Source organism: Bacteroidota bacterium (genome assembly GCA_034439655.1).
Taxonomy (GTDB): domain Bacteria; phylum Bacteroidota; class Bacteroidia; order UKL13-3; family UKL13-3; genus CANJUD01.
In genome coordinates, this window is sequence record JAWXAU010000121.1 from 1 (window position 1) to 16,542 (window position 16,542).

Sequence of the window (16,542 nt, forward strand, 5' to 3'; positions counted from 1 at the left end):
ATAGATGGTAATGACATGTCACAAATATAAACTTATTACAGATTAGTCCAATATATATTTAAAAAAAGTAATCCACATTATTGGACTAATGTGTATTAAGTAATGGTATTATATATTGAGTTTCGGTATTACTTAATATAGTATGAAAGATGGATAACACCTAAAACAAAAAACCCCCTCGTTGTTAAACGAGAGGGTTTTGTATAATTTTAGTGCTGCTTTAGAACTCCCACAAATTGTGTTCGTATTCAAATAGTTTCTTCTTAATGTTGTCGCTTTCTATCAAGGCATTTACAGGACTCGATTTAAATTCATCAAATTGGTTGATACGCATATCAAATGGATTTGACTCTTTATAAACCCAGCTACTAAACATTCGCAGCTCGAAGAAATCGTCGTAGGTTAAACGTGCCGCATCGTTATTGCGGTTATATAATTCTTGATGTATGGCTACATTGCGGAAACACATGCTGTCTCTACCTGTATTATCATGGTATTTGAAATAACATACAGGAATTTCTCCTGCGGGTGTTCCATTTACCGTTTTCACAAACATGGGAGCTATATAAATAATACGACTATAGAAACGGGATTCTTTTTTATCGAAAATCCAATCTTCCATTATTTTATAACGTTTAATTCCATCTTCCCAATTCAATTTAATTGGTATGATAGAATCGTGGCCTGGTCCAAAAGGATCCGATGGATCATCGGGAACAAAAGATACTTTTTCATCACTCGTAAACTTGGTCACATCGTCTAGTGTCATTACCCTGTCCAACGAATCAGAGAAATAAGGTGTCAAATAGCCCTCAGCCATTGAATTTTGCAATACATGCGACAATGGGTTTTTAGGCCAGTTCATCAAGATATTCATCTTTTCACGAACATCTATCATACGCTCTACACGCCAACAGTACATCACATCCGCTTCGCGAAGGTGAGGCCAATATACAAGTCCGCGTTCGTTAACGGAGGAACGGTTATATATAAACTGATCAAACGTGTTGCTTGTAATCTGGGCATTTGCCTCAAAAGCCAGCAACCAAACCATAATGAACTGTGCAACCCTTTTCATATCTGTATTTTTTATTTTTTTATTGTACGGTCAAAGCGATAGCTGAACTTAATCTTACTAAACCCACTTTACCAGGCCCCATAGCTTCTATACCCGACACTTGTATTTGGTCGCCACTACGTGGATTCCTCATGGCATCTTTTATTTGTTGCGAAATGGCTTGTCCAGTAACAGTAAAGAATTTGGGATCTTGCCTTTTTTGGGTATACACCAAAGTATACTTAGTTACAGTATATCTCATGCCATCAAATAAGAATTCAGGACCAAGACCTGCCCATATAATGGTTTGAAGATTAACTTCACCTGGGGCAATTCTACCACTTTCTTTATTACCAAACAATGGGAATGGTTTGGGTACACTCTTAATACGGAAGGTCATTGAACCCATAGCTTTACCTTTTACGGTAGCCGTAGCTTTAACTTCCTTAACACCAGCCCCAACCTCAACCATATATTGGCCAGGCTTTACTTTACGTGCGGTGGCACCAGGAAAACTACATTCTACATCTTCAGCTCTTGCTCCAGATACTCCAACCGTAATAGGATTTTCAAGACCTATATATAATACGTTCATTTTATCAGCAGAAATAGTTGCTGAAGCTTTGAAGCCAATATATTCACCTTCAAATGTTTTTTCTTCAGTTCCTCCTTCAGGTTTCTTAACAATGATCGCTCCTTTATACTTGTGTTCTCCAACGCTTGAAGTTTGTTCGAATTTACCAACTCCATTTTCTACTTTGATTGGAGCACCGCTCACAGTCATTACATTCTGGTCTTTTGAATTATAAGCGGTAAGAATAACTTCTGCCTCAAATTTTTCACCCTCTAATACCATGGTAGATTTAGGAATCACTTTCGCAACTAATTGGTCAAATTTAAAATCTGCAGCATTAATCTTCAATGCTAATTCTGCCATAGCTTCTGAACCTGCATTCTTAGCATCATTCTGCATTTTTGTTAACAGGGTAATTACCGCTGCCAAAGGTGAATGTTCGAATAATTCAGATTCCCATGTATGACCATTTTCTGTATTGTCCTTGGCTTCGATTTCTTTAAAAGACAATAGGTTTTTTGAATCAATTCCCTGCTTTTTAACGATTGCAGAAAGTTCTGCATTAAGGTCAATAACTTTCTTTTTCAATTCAGCACCATGCCCTTCATTGATAAAGTAATTGGCATGTTTCTCCATATTGTCTCTACCTTGCAACTGACCTTCACCAGTTTCGCCTTTTGCAAACCTTCCACCAGTTTCCGTTTCTAGAAACAATTTAATGGTCTCGATGTTTTTTACATAATCCTTTACTTTTTTATCAACCTCCTGTGCGGCGGTCAAAAAGGGCTGTGCTTTGGCTGGTTCTTTTTCTACTGCTTTTTGCAAAGCTCCTAAAATTGCTTTATTACGATCATCTATGTTCTTGCCTGATTTTAACATGGAAACTTCCACTAAATAAAAGGCTTTCAGTATCTCTGCTGATACGTTCAACGCTAGAAGAGCTATCAACACAAGATACATCATGTTAATCATCTTCTGCCTTGGACTCTGTTTACCACTTGACATTTTCTTTTTCTCCTATTTTTAAGTTAGCCTAAATTCGATGATTGAAATTAATTACGTGATACATTCATGGCAGACAACATGTTGCCGTAAACGCTATTGAGCGAAGATAGATTTTTGCCTAAAGTGCCAATCTCGGTAGTGATATGTTTAGCAGTACTTTCAGTTTCGCTAAGAGCATTTACTACATTGCTTAAATTGCCTACGAATGAATTGATTGTTTTCAAATGGTTGTTCGATTCTGCAATCTCCATTTCGTAAACTTGATTAAGAGAAGCTAAATTTTTGGTAATGTTTTCCATTTGTTTGGCATACTCTTGCGAGTTAGAGGAAGCGGAAGTTAAACCATTCATTGCTTCAACGGCTTTCATATAAGAATCGTTTACGCTCACCATCGATTGACTGGCTTTCTGAACATTCTCGGCATAGTTGCTGGTTGCTACAGAAACTTGAGTCATATCGCTCATGGTAGCTACATTATCGCCCAATGATTTTAGATTTGTGCCAAGACTAGAAATTAACTCAGGGCTAACTTTAGCTTCTTCCAACATTTTATCTAACTGTTGTGATACACTACCAGTTGCTTTTTTGTCTTTTTTGTCTTTGGTTTCCATTCCTGCAAGTTCGGGGTATACTAATGACCAATCTATATCTTGATGTGGGGGTTCAAAAGCTGAAATTGCAAATATAAATGCTTCAGTAAGTAAGCCTACAATCAGCATAAAGTCGGCACCAGGCCAGTGGGTGATTTTAAATAATGCTCCTACGATAACTACTGATGCCCCAAGACCATAGATCATACCCATGATCTTTTTCCCTGTCTTGCTTTCGAAAAAACTGTTTTTGTTACTCATTGTTGTTGGTTAGATTTTTAATGTTAGAAATTGGTTAATTTGAATTGGATTTTTATTGGAAAAATAATTAATTATTTTAAAAACTATTAACTGATAAAGAGGTAAAGAAGGGCTGTGATTACTCTTTGTCCTTATTAGAACGTCCGATATAAGTCATCACGCATCGGAAACCTACAAAGCTCTTAGATGAGTCAGCATATTCATACTGTGTGCGTGTACCATTTTGTATATAGTAAGCTACGTCTTTCCACGACCCACCACGTACTACTTTTTTCTTCTGCGTTTCTGATTCTTCCTTTTTGTAACGGTAGCGATACTCCGGACTTCCATCACTTGTTATCTGGTTACCTTGCTCGGCATAAGCGGAGTTAGTCCACTCTGCCACATTACCACTCATACAGTATAAACCATAATCGTTAGGGAAGTAAGCATTAACCTTTACAGGATAAAAGCCTCCGTCGTTAATATAATCACCGCGTCCTGGTTTGAAGTTGGCCAAGAAACAACCTTTGGTATTACGAACATAAGGTCCACCCCAAGGGTACATATTGCCATCTCTACCACCACGAGCTGCATACTCAAATTCACTTTCTGAGGGTAAACGGAATTGCTCTTGGCTGTACTCGTTAATATTATATAGGAAGTTGTTTAAGCGATGTGAACGCCAGTGGCAAAATGCACGGGCTTGATGCCAACTAACACCTACTACAGGATAATCATCATATTTGGGGTGAGAGAAATATTGGCGGGTCATAGGGTCATTGTAAGCGTAGGTGAAATCGCGAACCCAACACAAGGTATCAGGATAAATCATGAATTCCTCTTTTATTATATATTGGCTACGATCTTTGCTATACCAATCATTTCCTGTTGTGTATGCGGCAGCACCAACGTGGTCTTCCCAATACCAAGTATACTTCAAAGTTCTTACATCAACCTGCGGCCTGTTATAATACTTATCAGTGCCTTGGTACATGTACCTTGATTTTTGCCAAGAGTCATCGGCCCAATTCACTTTCTTTTTATAATCCAAATACACTACACCGTCAGGGTCGGTATAAGTAACTGCTTGTTCAGTACGAGCCAGCGAATCAATAACGTAATATACAAACTGACGATATTCGTTGTTTGATATTTCGGTATCGTCCATATAAAATGCTGGAATAGACACTTGGCGATTTTGAGCAAGTTGTGCAAATGATACATCTTGGTCACTTTGCCCTAAGTGGAAAGTGCCCGTAGGAACATAAACCGTACCGAGCGGGGCTTGATGAAACCATTTGCGACGACCAGGAACTCCTGTCAATTCACCATTGTCTCCATTTAAGCCGCAACTTCCTAAAGTTAAGGTTATTGCGATTATTAGGAACAGATTTAATCTTTTCATTTGTATAGTTTATAGTTGTCGAAAAGTATGCAAAAGTAAGTCATTCGACCAAAAATGCAAGTTTTTTTTATCAAAAGGTGTGATTTTGATTTTGATATACATAACGTGCAGTTGAAACTTTTATTGCCCCTCTCTTCAATTATATTTTTGTTATTTTTTTAATAGGTTGATATTCAGTTTTAAAAATTATCGTTGCCATCCATTGGCACGGCGTGTATCATAATATTTTTTTGTTGGTGGTGCTGTAAAATTAAGTTTGAAACAATATTGTACCATAAGCTCAACCGTACCAAAGCTATTCTTTCCGAAAGGACCAAGACGTGAAACGGTGATATCATAAGAAATACCAAATTTTAGATTGGGTTTTGGTTTCCAACCTGCCATTAATATCACTGCATCGCTACGGTAAAATATTTTGTAACTGTCCCAACGGTATGAAACCCCGCCCCAGTATTGGTTTTTAATAATATAATTGGCATTTATCTCAAACTGTGATTTGGTTAAGTCTGTGCGGAACTTAATATTGGGTTGCAAAACATTTGCACCCATTTGCATTTCGCCACCTGCAATCAATTGTGCATGGGTTCTCAAATTAATAGAACCTCCGCTTGCGTAGGTAAGTTTTCCAGGCAAAAGATGGGTTGCTGAAAGCCCGGCATAAAAATTATCCAAACCAATGAATGATTGTTTGGTATAGTATACTCCGAAACCTACATCGGGCTTGCCTTGCGTGGCATCAATTGCTGGAATGCTTGGATCAGTTCCGCTTGCCATTTTTTGCAGATCGGTTAAGGTCCGTAATTTGGAACCATCCAACGCTTTTTGTAAAAAACCAGCAGAGGCTCCAATTGATAATGATTGTTGGTTAGCCATTTCAATTTTACGGGCATAACTAAATGCAAAATTTATCCCTTTTTGAAAACCCAGTTGGTCATTCTCTATACTTAAGCCATAGCCATTTTTTCCATAGTTGGCTGCTATATTAAAATTTTGTGTTGTGGGAGTTCCTTGCCAACCGAACCATTGATTTTTGTAGACCGCGGTGGCACATACATGATCCTGCATATTGTTAGCCGAGTAAGCAGGGTTATACGTGAGCTTGTTGAACATGAAATGAGCATAGTAGGGATCCTGCTGTGCTTTAGCCACATTGCCCAATAACAACAAACAAACTGTTGAAGCAATTAGGACTTTGATAGATAGTTTTTGCATAATTTTGAGTGGGATGCTGCTCAGTTTCGCCGCAATTATAAACTATAAATGGAATATTTTTGAGAAAGACTTGAACAAATTTTAACCATTGAGTAAAAAAATGTTGAAAAGGTTGCCTGCATCACAAAAATTATCCTTTGCTTGCCAGTATAATATATTTCTCTAAAGCCAAGCCCATTGAGGGGCATTCGGGTGTTGGGGCTGCGATATTTACTGCTAGATTTGCATCCTCCACAGCCTTAATGGTTGTTTTTCCCCAAGCTGCAATTCTGGTATCACTTTGATCAAAACTAGGGAAATTGTCGAATAAAGATTTTATGTCGGCTGGGCTGTAAAAAACGATGATATCGTAATACACATTGGCCAAATCGGATAAGTCGGCTGAAACTGTTCGGTATATCATACCTTCCTTAAAGAATATCTTATGCTTGGTCAAAAAGTCGGGGATATCATTTTTGCGGATATCGGAACAGGGGAAAAAATATTTTTCGGTACTATGTTTCTTTAGTAGGCTCATCAGCGAGGCTTCAGTACCTTCGGCATGAAATAATTTACGCTTACGCACTTGCAAATGTTTCTGCATATAGTTCGCTGCCTGTTCGTTGATACAAAAGAATTTCATGTCTTCAGGAATGGCAGTTCGCATTTCGGTAGCGATAGCAAAATAAGTATCTATTGCATTTTTTGAATTGAAAATAATAGCAGTAAAATCGGAGATGGGGCTTCGCTGGTTTCGAAACTCACGCACCGAAACGGGTTCAATCTGAATAAATGGCCTGAAATCTATTTTGCAGTTGAGCTTCTTTGCTACATCTATAAGTGGCGATTTGTCCCCTTCGGGACGTGGTTGCGACACTAAAATTGTTTTTACTTTTTTCAAGTTCAGTTTTTTGTTGTTTAATTGTTAAAGTAAAAAAATACCAATAGCCAAGGTAAGACTTCTAAAGTGCAAATATACAGCAAAAGATACATTGCGGGGTAATGAAACACAGGCATTAAGCCCTGAGACTGCCTTAAAATCCTGTAAATAAGAGATATTACGAATAAAATCAAAAGCGTAATATTTAATTGCTCCGCCGAAATTAGGCCAAAGTTGAGGTAATTGATCAAGAATAATGGAAAAGCCAAAAGCAACATGAGGAAATTTACCACTATGGTATTATTAATCATAATAATAGCTAATCTGTCCACCTGAAGCAGGTATTGCATAAAATGGTGAATCATCATTTTTACCAAATATATCACAAAGAACAAAGTGATTAAAGCCACAATCTTGATAACTGGGATTAAATCCATGGCCATGAAACTGGTATCACCATAAAGGAAGTAGCCCAAGGAAAGTATGAGCACCGATAAAAATAGCAATTGTAGGTTTACACCACTAGCCGCTGTTTTTTGTTGCGAAACATAACTAAATGTTTTATTGCCAGCAGCCATTACTTGGTTCACCATCGAAAAAATTTCCCTTTCGCTCGATATTTTTATGATGGCCACCACAAACATGATATTGATAACTACAATAAAAATGAGCAAGTTATTGCGGGGAGGCGGACGGCGAATGGAGCCTTCTGGCGGTGCAAATTGTTCGAAATTATCTTCGTCGACAAATGGAGTTCTATAACTAAGGGCCATATAAGGATTGCACAAAACACGCAAAACCGAATCGGTGGTGGCACTATCTATTTTGATGCCTTTGGTTGATACCTTAGCTATACTGTCAGTATTATGTGAGGAATGTTCTGATCCTTCTTTTGGATGTACTTGTGGCTTATGGTGTGGATTAGCATGCATTAATTGCAAAGGAGTCTGGGCTGGCAGTGCAAATGCTAGTATAAAGAAATACAGTATAAACTGAAGTTTGTATTTGTAGCCCATGGGGCAGATTATCTTAACACCTCGCGTGAAATAACTATCTTTTGCACTTCGCTTGTTCCTTCATATATTTGGGTAATCTTTGCATCTCGCATCAAGCGTTCCACATGGTATTCTTTTACGTAACCGTATCCGCCATGTACTTGAACAGCTTCGATAGTAACATCCATAGCGGTTTTAGATGCATATAGTTTTGCCATGCTGCTGGCTAGTGCATATTCCAAGTGTTGGTCTTTGAGCCAAGCTGCTTTAAGGCAAAGTAAGCGTGATGCTTCAATTTCTGTTGCCATATCGGCAAGTTTAAACTGGATAGCTTGGTGATTCATAATTTCTGTACCGAATGCTTTGCGTTGCTTTGAATAAGCCACTGCCAATTCGAAGGCACCCGAAGCTATGCCTAATGCCTGAGAGGCAATACCGATGCGGCCACCGCCCAATGTTCTCATAGCAAATTTAAACCCAAAGCCGTCCTCCCCTATTCTGTTTTCCTTGGGTACCACTACATCCTGAAACATAACTGAATGTGTATCGCTGGCACGAATTCCCATTTTTTGTTCTTTTGGACCAAGTGTTATGCCTGGACTATTTCTTTCTACAATAAATGCATTAATTCCCTTATGTCCTTTTTCAGGATATGTTTGTGCAATTACCAAATAAGTGCCGGCAGTATTGCCGCAGGTAATCCAATTTTTAGTACCGTTTAGTATATAATGATCGCCCTTGTCTACGGCAGTTGTTCTTTGTGAAGTAGCATCGCTGCCTGCTTCTGGTTCACTAAGCAAAAAAGCTCCATGGCACTGCCCACTTGCCAACGGCACTAGGTACTTCATTTTTTGTTCTTCATTTCCAAAAGTTTCGATGCCCCAACAAACCAAGGAGTTGTTTACAGAAATTACGACCGAAGTTGATGCATCTATTTTGCTAATTTCTTCCATTGCCAGCACATAACTGATGGTATCCATTCCAGCACCTCCATATTTTGGATCTACCATTATACCCAGAAAACCCATTTCTCCCAATTTCTTTATTTGCTCTGTGGGAAATTTTTGAGTTTCGTCGCGTTCAATTACACCTGGCAGCAATTCTTGTTGAGCAAAATCGCGGGCTGCTTGCCGTATCATCAAATGTTCTTCGGATAATTGTAGATTCATGGGGCAAAAATAAGGGACGATTTACGATTTACGATGTGCGATGTGCGATTTACCTCGACGCGGCGAGTACGATGTGCGATACAGCGTGTATAATATGCGATGTACGAATACAAAATTCTTTTTTTTACGGCAACAAATAAAAAACACCTTTTAGGAAATTTTCCTCGGGTCCGTTATTTCCGATACCACCATAAGTTATCATATATATATAAATATCTTCTGGGCATTTTTTGTCCTTAAACTTACCATTCCATCCTTGATTTAAATCGGTAGTATGGAATATTTTTTCGCCCCATCTATTATATATATCCATTTGGAACGAAAGCACGAAAATACCCTTAGGCAAAAAAAGGTCATTTAATATATTCCCATTGGGTGTAAATGCATTGGGAACAAACAATCTGGGTCCACAAAGTTCTTCAACAATTATATCTTTTGTATTTTTGCAGCCACGCTTATCAGTAACGGTTAGGGTTATATATTGCGGGGGAATTAGGATGGTGATAAAAGAATCTGTTTCGCCGCTAGGCAGCCACAGATAGGAAGCAGCAGGGCCAGAATATAAAGTAATTTTTTCGTGCTGATCGGTACAGATAGTATATTTTTCTTTGAGTAATATTGGCGGGCCATTACTAAAATTGACCCTGATATTGTCTGTAATATTACAATACCCATTATTTACTGTTGCTATATAATTATTGGCACGAGAAACAGCTATCATTTGTGAAGTATCGCCAATATTCCAAGTATGAATTAAGCCAGGGTTTCCAGCATCGAGTATAATAGTATCTCCCAAACATAAGGTGGTATCTGGACCCAAATCTAAATATGGTTTTGCAACGAAATAAACCTGTATCGTATCATAAAATTTGCAAGTGAGTATACTCCATGCTATATTATATATACTACTATAATATATAGAACGTAAAGGCAAAGTGCTTCCATCGTCCCACAAATAGGTATAATGGTTGTTTTGATTTGCATCTAAATGCAAAGTATCTCCCATGCAAAGTGTCGTATCAGGACCAAAATAGTTTGGCGGCAGATCGAATACATCAATGATAATTGCATCCGAATCGGAACAATAAACTGTGCCCACCTTTACCCAATACGTTCCACTTTTATTTACTATAATACTTTGTGTAGTTTCTCCTGTGCTCCATGTATAACTGAATCCGGGATTGCCTGCGTCGAGTGTATACTGTGTACCACATACAAAAGTATCGTTGCCCAAATTAACTTTAGGTGGTTGCATGATACCTGTAATAAGGATTGAATCGGAACCTGTACAACTATCTTTGGAAACAGTTACCCAATAAGTTCCCATAGCATTTACATCCAAAAAACTATCTGTGCTTCCATTGCTCCACAAATATGAATCATAACCACTACCTGCTTTTAGCCTAAGTGATTGGCCTGCACAGAGTGCTTGGTCGGGCCCGAGGTTAAGTGTAACCCCAAGCTTAGGCAGGCAGGTAGAAAAAGATATATCATCGAGTCCGAAATCATTGCCACTGCGAACGGTGTTTTGATTCACTATACAAATCCTTGCCACGGTATCATTGCCACTGTCCCACCACTGAAAAAATTGAATCCAAGTATATAAAGTGCTGGGGGCTGTAAAAGGGCTGGCCATATTAACTCCATTAATACTAAACTGCAATGAGGCAGGGTTGCTTGTTCCAACTGAGCATAACCAAGTGCTGAATGAATATAATACATGAGGTTGAACTTTTATGGTTTGGCACCACACCGATGAATTTTGTATATAAGAACCATTCACTACCATAAAACTACCTTTGGTGGTAGTATGGTCATTCCCTTTAAAACCTGAGTGGGTGAGGGCTGCATCATTGGTTACATAATACATAGCCTCAGGAACCAAATCTTTTTGATTACCATAGTCGCTGCTAAAACCTTTATTGCCTTGCTCAAAATCTCCATTCACCACCAAGTTTCCTGTGGGTGTCATGCAAGCAGGGCATTGTGCCAGTATGTATAAACTGCTGAACAAGCATAACAATAAAAACGATATGTATTTTAATACACCCAAAATAGATGATGCAAAAATAAGGTGATTTACTTCAAGTTAACTACCTTGCAATGGGTATATTGAAATACACAATGGTATAACTTCTATTTTCTTTCTCTTTTCAGATCCTCCAAAATCTTCCCAAAACTAAACGCCATAGATAGGTGTCCTTTTATATAACCTTTCAAACCGCACTTTTCTATTTCATACATATTGGGATCGGGATTGGCATTAATTTTAAAGATATTTTGCCTTATAAAGGATTTCAATTTTCTATATAAAATTCTTACCCAAACATTATTCCTATTTACATATTCGTGATTGGTGACCACAAGCGTATAGATTCTCAAAAAAGCAGCCGAATAGCCTTTACCATAAGCCAAACGTAACTGGTAACTCAGCGAGCAACGACCATCGGGTATATAATGATAAAACTTCATTGCATCTTCGTACCATATATCATAACCTTGAAGGATAGCCCGATAACAAATTTCCAAATCGCCACCACTGGTTAGATTTTTCCCTTTACGGTCTTCCAATAAAAACGGTTTTTGTATAATGGTATTAAAAAGGCTTTTATCCATCACCATTCCAGCACCATATACATAAGCTCTTTTATGGGTAATAATACCAGATTTTTCCATCAACTTGCCGGTAGCCAAACCCTGAACCAGCTTATTGTCTGTAAACCATTTTTCGGGTTCCTTTTCATATACAGGTAAGCCTTGTCCGCCAATAATTTTTACCCTGGGATTTGCTTTAAAAATATCCACACTTAGTGCTATATAATCGGGATAAAACCAATTGTCGTCATCGCAAAATATAATATATTCAAAGCTACTTTCCTGCACTCCTTTGTGGCGTGCATAGCTTAATCCAGCATTTGGCTCGTTCACTATTTTCATGGTAACGGGCTTGCCAGCATGCTCCCATTCTGCAGTTGCTACTTCTTGGGTTTTATCGGTAGAATTATTATCAACGATGATAAGTTCCCATTGCACACCATCGGGCACTTGTTGCTTGGCCATGTATTGCAAGGTTTCTGGCAATCGGGCTTCGCTGTTATAGCAACATATAATTACGGAGAAATTCATGATCGTTTTATAATATATATATGTTTGCTTATTTAAATATTTTTTTATATATTTTATAGAATACAGATTTTTTTGCTTTCTTCTTTTTGCTTTGAAACGCTAATATATAATTTGCTTTTGCTTCTTGTATATTGAGTGAATAGTTGGGAAATACCGTCAACATAAAATCATAAATTTGCAACATCGTCTTTATTTTATCGTCGGCCGATTTCCCACTCCAAGCACCATTTCCGTGCATTCTATAAGTGCCTAATATATCGGCCATATAATACCCTTTCCCTTTCTCCAACATAATCAACCATATTAACCAATCGCCAACGGGCGAACCCATCATACTTTGGATAGCTTCAGAACTTAGCAATGTTCTTTTGAAAACCACCGTATTGGTTGCATGCCCCAAGAAATTTGTTTTAATCATATCTTCAATACTAAAGGTGGCGGTAGGATTATTAATTACTTTTGTAATATCCCCTTCAATATTCACCACATTGGTATTGGATGCTACGATAGTATAATCAGGATTTGCTTCTAAGAAATCTATTTGTTTCTGCAACTTTAACGGGTCTACCCAATAATCATCGCCTTCGCAAAAAGATATATATTTACCCTTAGCTTCTTTGATACATTCTATAAAATTAAATCTGCCAGTTGGATTTCCATTTATATATAATACGTCTTTTCTAGAACGCAAAAACAGGCGAATTTTTTCTGGATATTTATTGGCATATTCTATACAGATATCCCTTGTTCCATCGCTACTTTCATCTTCACCAAGTATAATTTCAAAATCGAAATCTGTTTGTTGCATTAATATACTTTCCAAACATTGCTTTATATAATTTGCGTGTTGGTAAGTTATAACAACAACAGAAACAAGATTACCCATTTACTACTTAATTTTTTTTGCTGGTATTCCAATATATGTGGAATTTTCCTCACAATCTTTATTAACAAAGCTCATTGAACCAACTATAACATTGTCTCCTATTTGGATACCATGTTGCAAAACTGCATTTGTTCCAATAAAACAGTTTTTGCCAATTTTAGCTCCGCCAATTTGATGCCCATCTGTATCCAGGTTATTTGTCATTACTCTTGGGCAAACATAAGTATTGTCTCCTACCTCTACACCTCTAGCAATAATAGCATCGTATCGTAATGTAACGCCATTGCCTATCTTGCAATTGCCAGAAGAAGATACTTTAGAATCAATATAACAATTTTCTCCAATTTTAGTATCTTTCCTTAATTCTACATAATCCATCACAACAGTATTTTTACCAATAGTGACACCTGCATGTATCACACAAAAGTTTCCAATTTTTACATCATCACCTATTTCAACATCATCATTAATAATAGTGAAATAACCGATACTTACATTTTTTCCGATTTTTGCATTTTCGGAAATTACATTCATTTTTTCCATATTGTTATTTGTTTTTAAAAGGTTTTGGGGCACCTTTGGGTTTATATTCGAAATTATCTTTATTAATTACTTTTCCTGGCACTCCCACAATTGTGGAATGAGGTTCATGAACTGATTTATTTACTACAGAACCAGCTCCTACAATGCAACCTTCGGCAATAAATACATTGGGCGAAACCACACAAGCACTTCCTAAAAAAACTCTGTCGCCAATTTGTGCATTGCCAGCTAAGCTTACATTATTTGCTAAGTGAACATATTTTCCTATTACACTTCCATGTCCTATTTTAGTACCATGAGCCATTACAGTTCCTTTTCCCACAATGGTGTTTTCGGAAAGGGAACCTCTTACAATTGATATATCGGAACCTAATAAACAATCCTCTTCAATAATAACTCCTCCTAGTTGAGGTTGCATTACACGGGTACCATCTTCGTCCCATATCCAAGCCATTCCTCTGGCTCCAATTAAAGAATTTGCTTCTATTTCTGTGTTTTGTTTTATCACCACATTATCACTGATGGTAATATGCCCAAGCAATGAAACATTATCTTCTATAATACAATTCCCTACTATACAAAACGGCCCGATATAAGCTGATGCAGCTATTTGGGCATCAGGGCTGATAATGGCTGTGACATGTATTCCTGGAGCATTTTTTTTCTCGATACTCGCCGAAATTTTATAATGAGCAAGTTGCGGATTTTTAACCTTTATATAAATATTTGTGTCTTTCTTTTCAGGGACGTAATCCACTAAAATCAAGCTATTGTATATAGTATCTGCTTCTGAACTATATTCATTTGTTAAAAAATACAAACCGCTTTCTATCTTATTTTTGGAACTCGATAATGCAAAGCCAATATTGTTATCGATATTTGAATTATCTAACTCTACAAATAAAGGATCAATCTCTTTGAGTAAAGCTACGACTTGTGAATATTTGAATTCAATTATCTTCATTTGGTTTTATTTAAGTATAAGTGCTGTTGACTAATACTCCTCCATAATATTATAGTATTTTTAAGCAACAAAAATACTTCACACCTTACGATTCCGCAAATTTTTTTTGTCTTATTGAACCATGAACAAAGGGTTACCAATAATTATTATGATTCCGATTTTAAACTATGATTTATCAAAGTAGCAATTTTTTCCAAATCTTTCAGTTCAATTCCCACATATAATGGCAGGCAAATAATTCTTTTGGCAATTGATTCTGAAATTGGCATTTCCGCTCCATTGGTGTATGGTATGGTGTTCAATGAAGGGTAGAAATATCTTCTAGGAAAAATGTTTGCCTCATTCAACACTTTTAGCACTTGCAACAATTGTTCTTCTGACTTGAGTATGACGGGATAATAACTATAATTCCACTCAGTATTTTCTCTGATTTTCATCTTTTGTAAAGCAGCTAAATTCAAATTATCATCATAATGTGTCACCACTTTTTTGCGTTCGGAAATAATTTTTTCCATATAAGGAAATACTGCTAAACCCATTGCTGCCTGTAGTTCAGATATTTTAGCATTAATACCTATTCCAAAAAAATCTAAAGGCCCATTATGTCCAAAATTATGACTATAATATAATTTATCATACAAAGTTTTATCCTTGCAAAACATTGCCCCGCCTTCAGCGGTATGAAACAATTTGGTGGCATGAAAACTACAAGTACTGATATCCCCAAAATTAAATACTGATTCGTTATTATAGTTCACCCCGAAACAATGTGCAGCATCATATATTACTTTAAGCTTATGCTTCTTTGCAATGGCTTCTATTGCTACTATGTTACAAGGGTTCCCAAATACATGGGTAGCAAGTATTGCCGTAGTTTTAGGTGTGATTGCCGCTTCTATTTTATCTTCATCAATGGTTAAATATTCGGGATGAATATCTACAAAAACGGGCGTGCAGTTTTCCCAAACTATAGCAGCCGTAGTAGCCACATAGGAAAATGGCGTAGTAATAATCTCACCTCCGCCACCTAGCAATTTTAAAGCTATTTGTAAAGGTATAGTTCCGTTATTGGTGATTATTATATCCGTAATAGAAAGATATATTTTTAATTTATCTTCGAGTTCGCGTACCAATTCACCGCGATTAGTAAGCCATTGTTTATCGAAGGCTCTTTTAACAAATGCTTGGTATTCCTCAATTGGAGGCAGAAATGTTTTGGTAACAGGTATCATTTATTTATAGCTAACTTCATATGAATCTATTATTCCATTCTTTTTAACAAAAGCAAGTTCAACCAACCATAATACTTTAAGCGAAAAAGGTCTGTTTAAATCTGTTATTTCAAAAAGCCTATATCCATTCTCATCCATAAAATTAATCATTTTCAAAAATGTATTATCAAAGAGTTTAATTACAACTCCTGCTTCCACCATAAAAACTTCTGTTTTTCCAAAAAGGTCGCTTGCTCCTTTTAGTACTTCTATATCTAACCCTTCTGCATCAATTTTTACTATTTCAGGAATTGGCAAATGAGTATTTGCGGCCATTAATTCATTTAAGGTTATGATAGGAATATCAACTTGCTTGTAGCCTTTTTGTAAAGCTTCTTCTTCAGTTAATCTAAAATTACAACTATCGTCGCGATCAACAATAGTGAACTTAAATGACCCTGATTTGGCACCAGCACCTACAGGATGATAGCTTACTTTTTGATTTGAATTGAGTATATCCTGAAATGATGGTTTGAGCCAATTTTGAGGATCAATTAAAGTATAATATGCATCGGGAAAATGCTTGAGTGTTTCTCGGGTCCAAGTACCATGATTTGCACCAATATCAACAATGTGCTTAGGTGCCAATCCCATAGCTTTCAAATTTGCAAATAAATTAGTTAACAAAGTACCCTTATGATAC

At 37.0% G+C, this 16,542-nt stretch carries 15 protein-coding genes; all 15 read right to left on the reverse strand.

Translation table 11 applies throughout. The features are described 5' to 3' along the window. Positions 1 to 220 precede the first annotated feature (220 nt). Positions 221 to 1,078: a gliding motility protein GldN gene (gene gldN, locus SGJ10_08565; protein MDZ4758176.1), complete on the reverse strand. Its 858-nt coding sequence runs from the start codon at positions 1,076 to 1,078 to the stop codon at positions 221 to 223. A 19-nt stretch (positions 1,079 to 1,097) separates the two neighbouring features. Beyond that, positions 1,098 to 2,636, reverse strand: coding sequence for a gliding motility protein GldM (gldM, locus tag SGJ10_08570; protein ID MDZ4758177.1), 1,539 nt, complete (start codon positions 2,634 to 2,636; stop codon positions 1,098 to 1,100). 47 nt (positions 2,637 to 2,683) lie between these two features. Further along, positions 2,684 to 3,487: a gliding motility protein GldL gene (gene gldL, locus SGJ10_08575; GenBank protein MDZ4758178.1), complete on the reverse strand. Its 804-nt coding sequence runs from the start codon at positions 3,485 to 3,487 to the stop codon at positions 2,684 to 2,686. A gap of 118 nt (positions 3,488 to 3,605) precedes the next feature. After that, positions 3,606 to 4,874: an SUMF1/EgtB/PvdO family nonheme iron enzyme gene (locus SGJ10_08580; GenBank protein ID MDZ4758179.1), complete on the reverse strand. Its 1,269-nt coding sequence runs from the start codon at positions 4,872 to 4,874 to the stop codon at positions 3,606 to 3,608. Positions 4,875 to 5,060: 186 nt separating this feature from the next. Further along, on the reverse strand, positions 5,061 to 6,086 hold the full coding sequence (locus tag SGJ10_08585) for a PorP/SprF family type IX secretion system membrane protein (protein ID MDZ4758180.1): 1,026 nt from the start codon (positions 6,084 to 6,086) through the stop codon (positions 5,061 to 5,063). Between the two features lie 130 nt (positions 6,087 to 6,216). Next, positions 6,217 to 6,966: a uroporphyrinogen-III synthase gene (locus SGJ10_08590; protein MDZ4758181.1), complete on the reverse strand. Its 750-nt coding sequence runs from the start codon at positions 6,964 to 6,966 to the stop codon at positions 6,217 to 6,219. Positions 6,967 to 6,983: 17 nt separating this feature from the next. Next, positions 6,984 to 7,877, reverse strand: a complete 894-nt coding sequence (locus SGJ10_08595) for a DUF4271 domain-containing protein (protein MDZ4758182.1) — start codon at positions 7,875 to 7,877, stop codon at positions 6,984 to 6,986. 92 nt (positions 7,878 to 7,969) lie between these two features. Further along, complete coding sequence (locus tag SGJ10_08600; protein MDZ4758183.1) at positions 7,970 to 9,109, reverse strand: acyl-CoA dehydrogenase; 1,140 nt, start codon at positions 9,107 to 9,109, stop codon at positions 7,970 to 7,972. A 124-nt stretch (positions 9,110 to 9,233) separates the two neighbouring features. Beyond that, the gene (locus SGJ10_08605) at positions 9,234 to 11,162 is read right to left on the reverse strand and encodes a gliding motility-associated C-terminal domain-containing protein (protein MDZ4758184.1); all 1,929 of its coding nucleotides are present in this window, start codon (positions 11,160 to 11,162) and stop codon (positions 9,234 to 9,236) included. Between the two features lie 83 nt (positions 11,163 to 11,245). Beyond that, complete coding sequence (locus tag SGJ10_08610; protein ID MDZ4758185.1) at positions 11,246 to 12,235, reverse strand: glycosyltransferase; 990 nt, start codon at positions 12,233 to 12,235, stop codon at positions 11,246 to 11,248. 28 nt (positions 12,236 to 12,263) lie between these two features. Then, positions 12,264 to 13,121, reverse strand: a complete 858-nt coding sequence (locus SGJ10_08615) for a glycosyltransferase (GenBank protein MDZ4758186.1) — start codon at positions 13,119 to 13,121, stop codon at positions 12,264 to 12,266. Positions 13,122 to 13,124: 3 nt separating this feature from the next. Continuing rightward, the gene (locus tag SGJ10_08620; GenBank protein ID MDZ4758187.1) at positions 13,125 to 13,664 is read right to left on the reverse strand and encodes a DapH/DapD/GlmU-related protein; all 540 of its coding nucleotides are present in this window, start codon (positions 13,662 to 13,664) and stop codon (positions 13,125 to 13,127) included. 4 nt (positions 13,665 to 13,668) lie between these two features. Continuing rightward, positions 13,669 to 14,628 carry a DapH/DapD/GlmU-related protein gene (locus tag SGJ10_08625; GenBank protein ID MDZ4758188.1) on the reverse strand — a complete coding sequence of 320 codons (960 nt, stop codon included), beginning with the start codon at positions 14,626 to 14,628 and terminating at the stop codon, positions 13,669 to 13,671. Between the two features lie 146 nt (positions 14,629 to 14,774). After that, positions 14,775 to 15,860, reverse strand: a complete 1,086-nt coding sequence (locus SGJ10_08630) for a DegT/DnrJ/EryC1/StrS family aminotransferase (GenBank protein ID MDZ4758189.1) — start codon at positions 15,858 to 15,860, stop codon at positions 14,775 to 14,777. Beyond that, positions 15,861 to 16,542: FkbM family methyltransferase (locus tag SGJ10_08635; GenBank protein MDZ4758190.1), on the reverse strand; the 682-nt coding region annotated here is incomplete at its 5' end.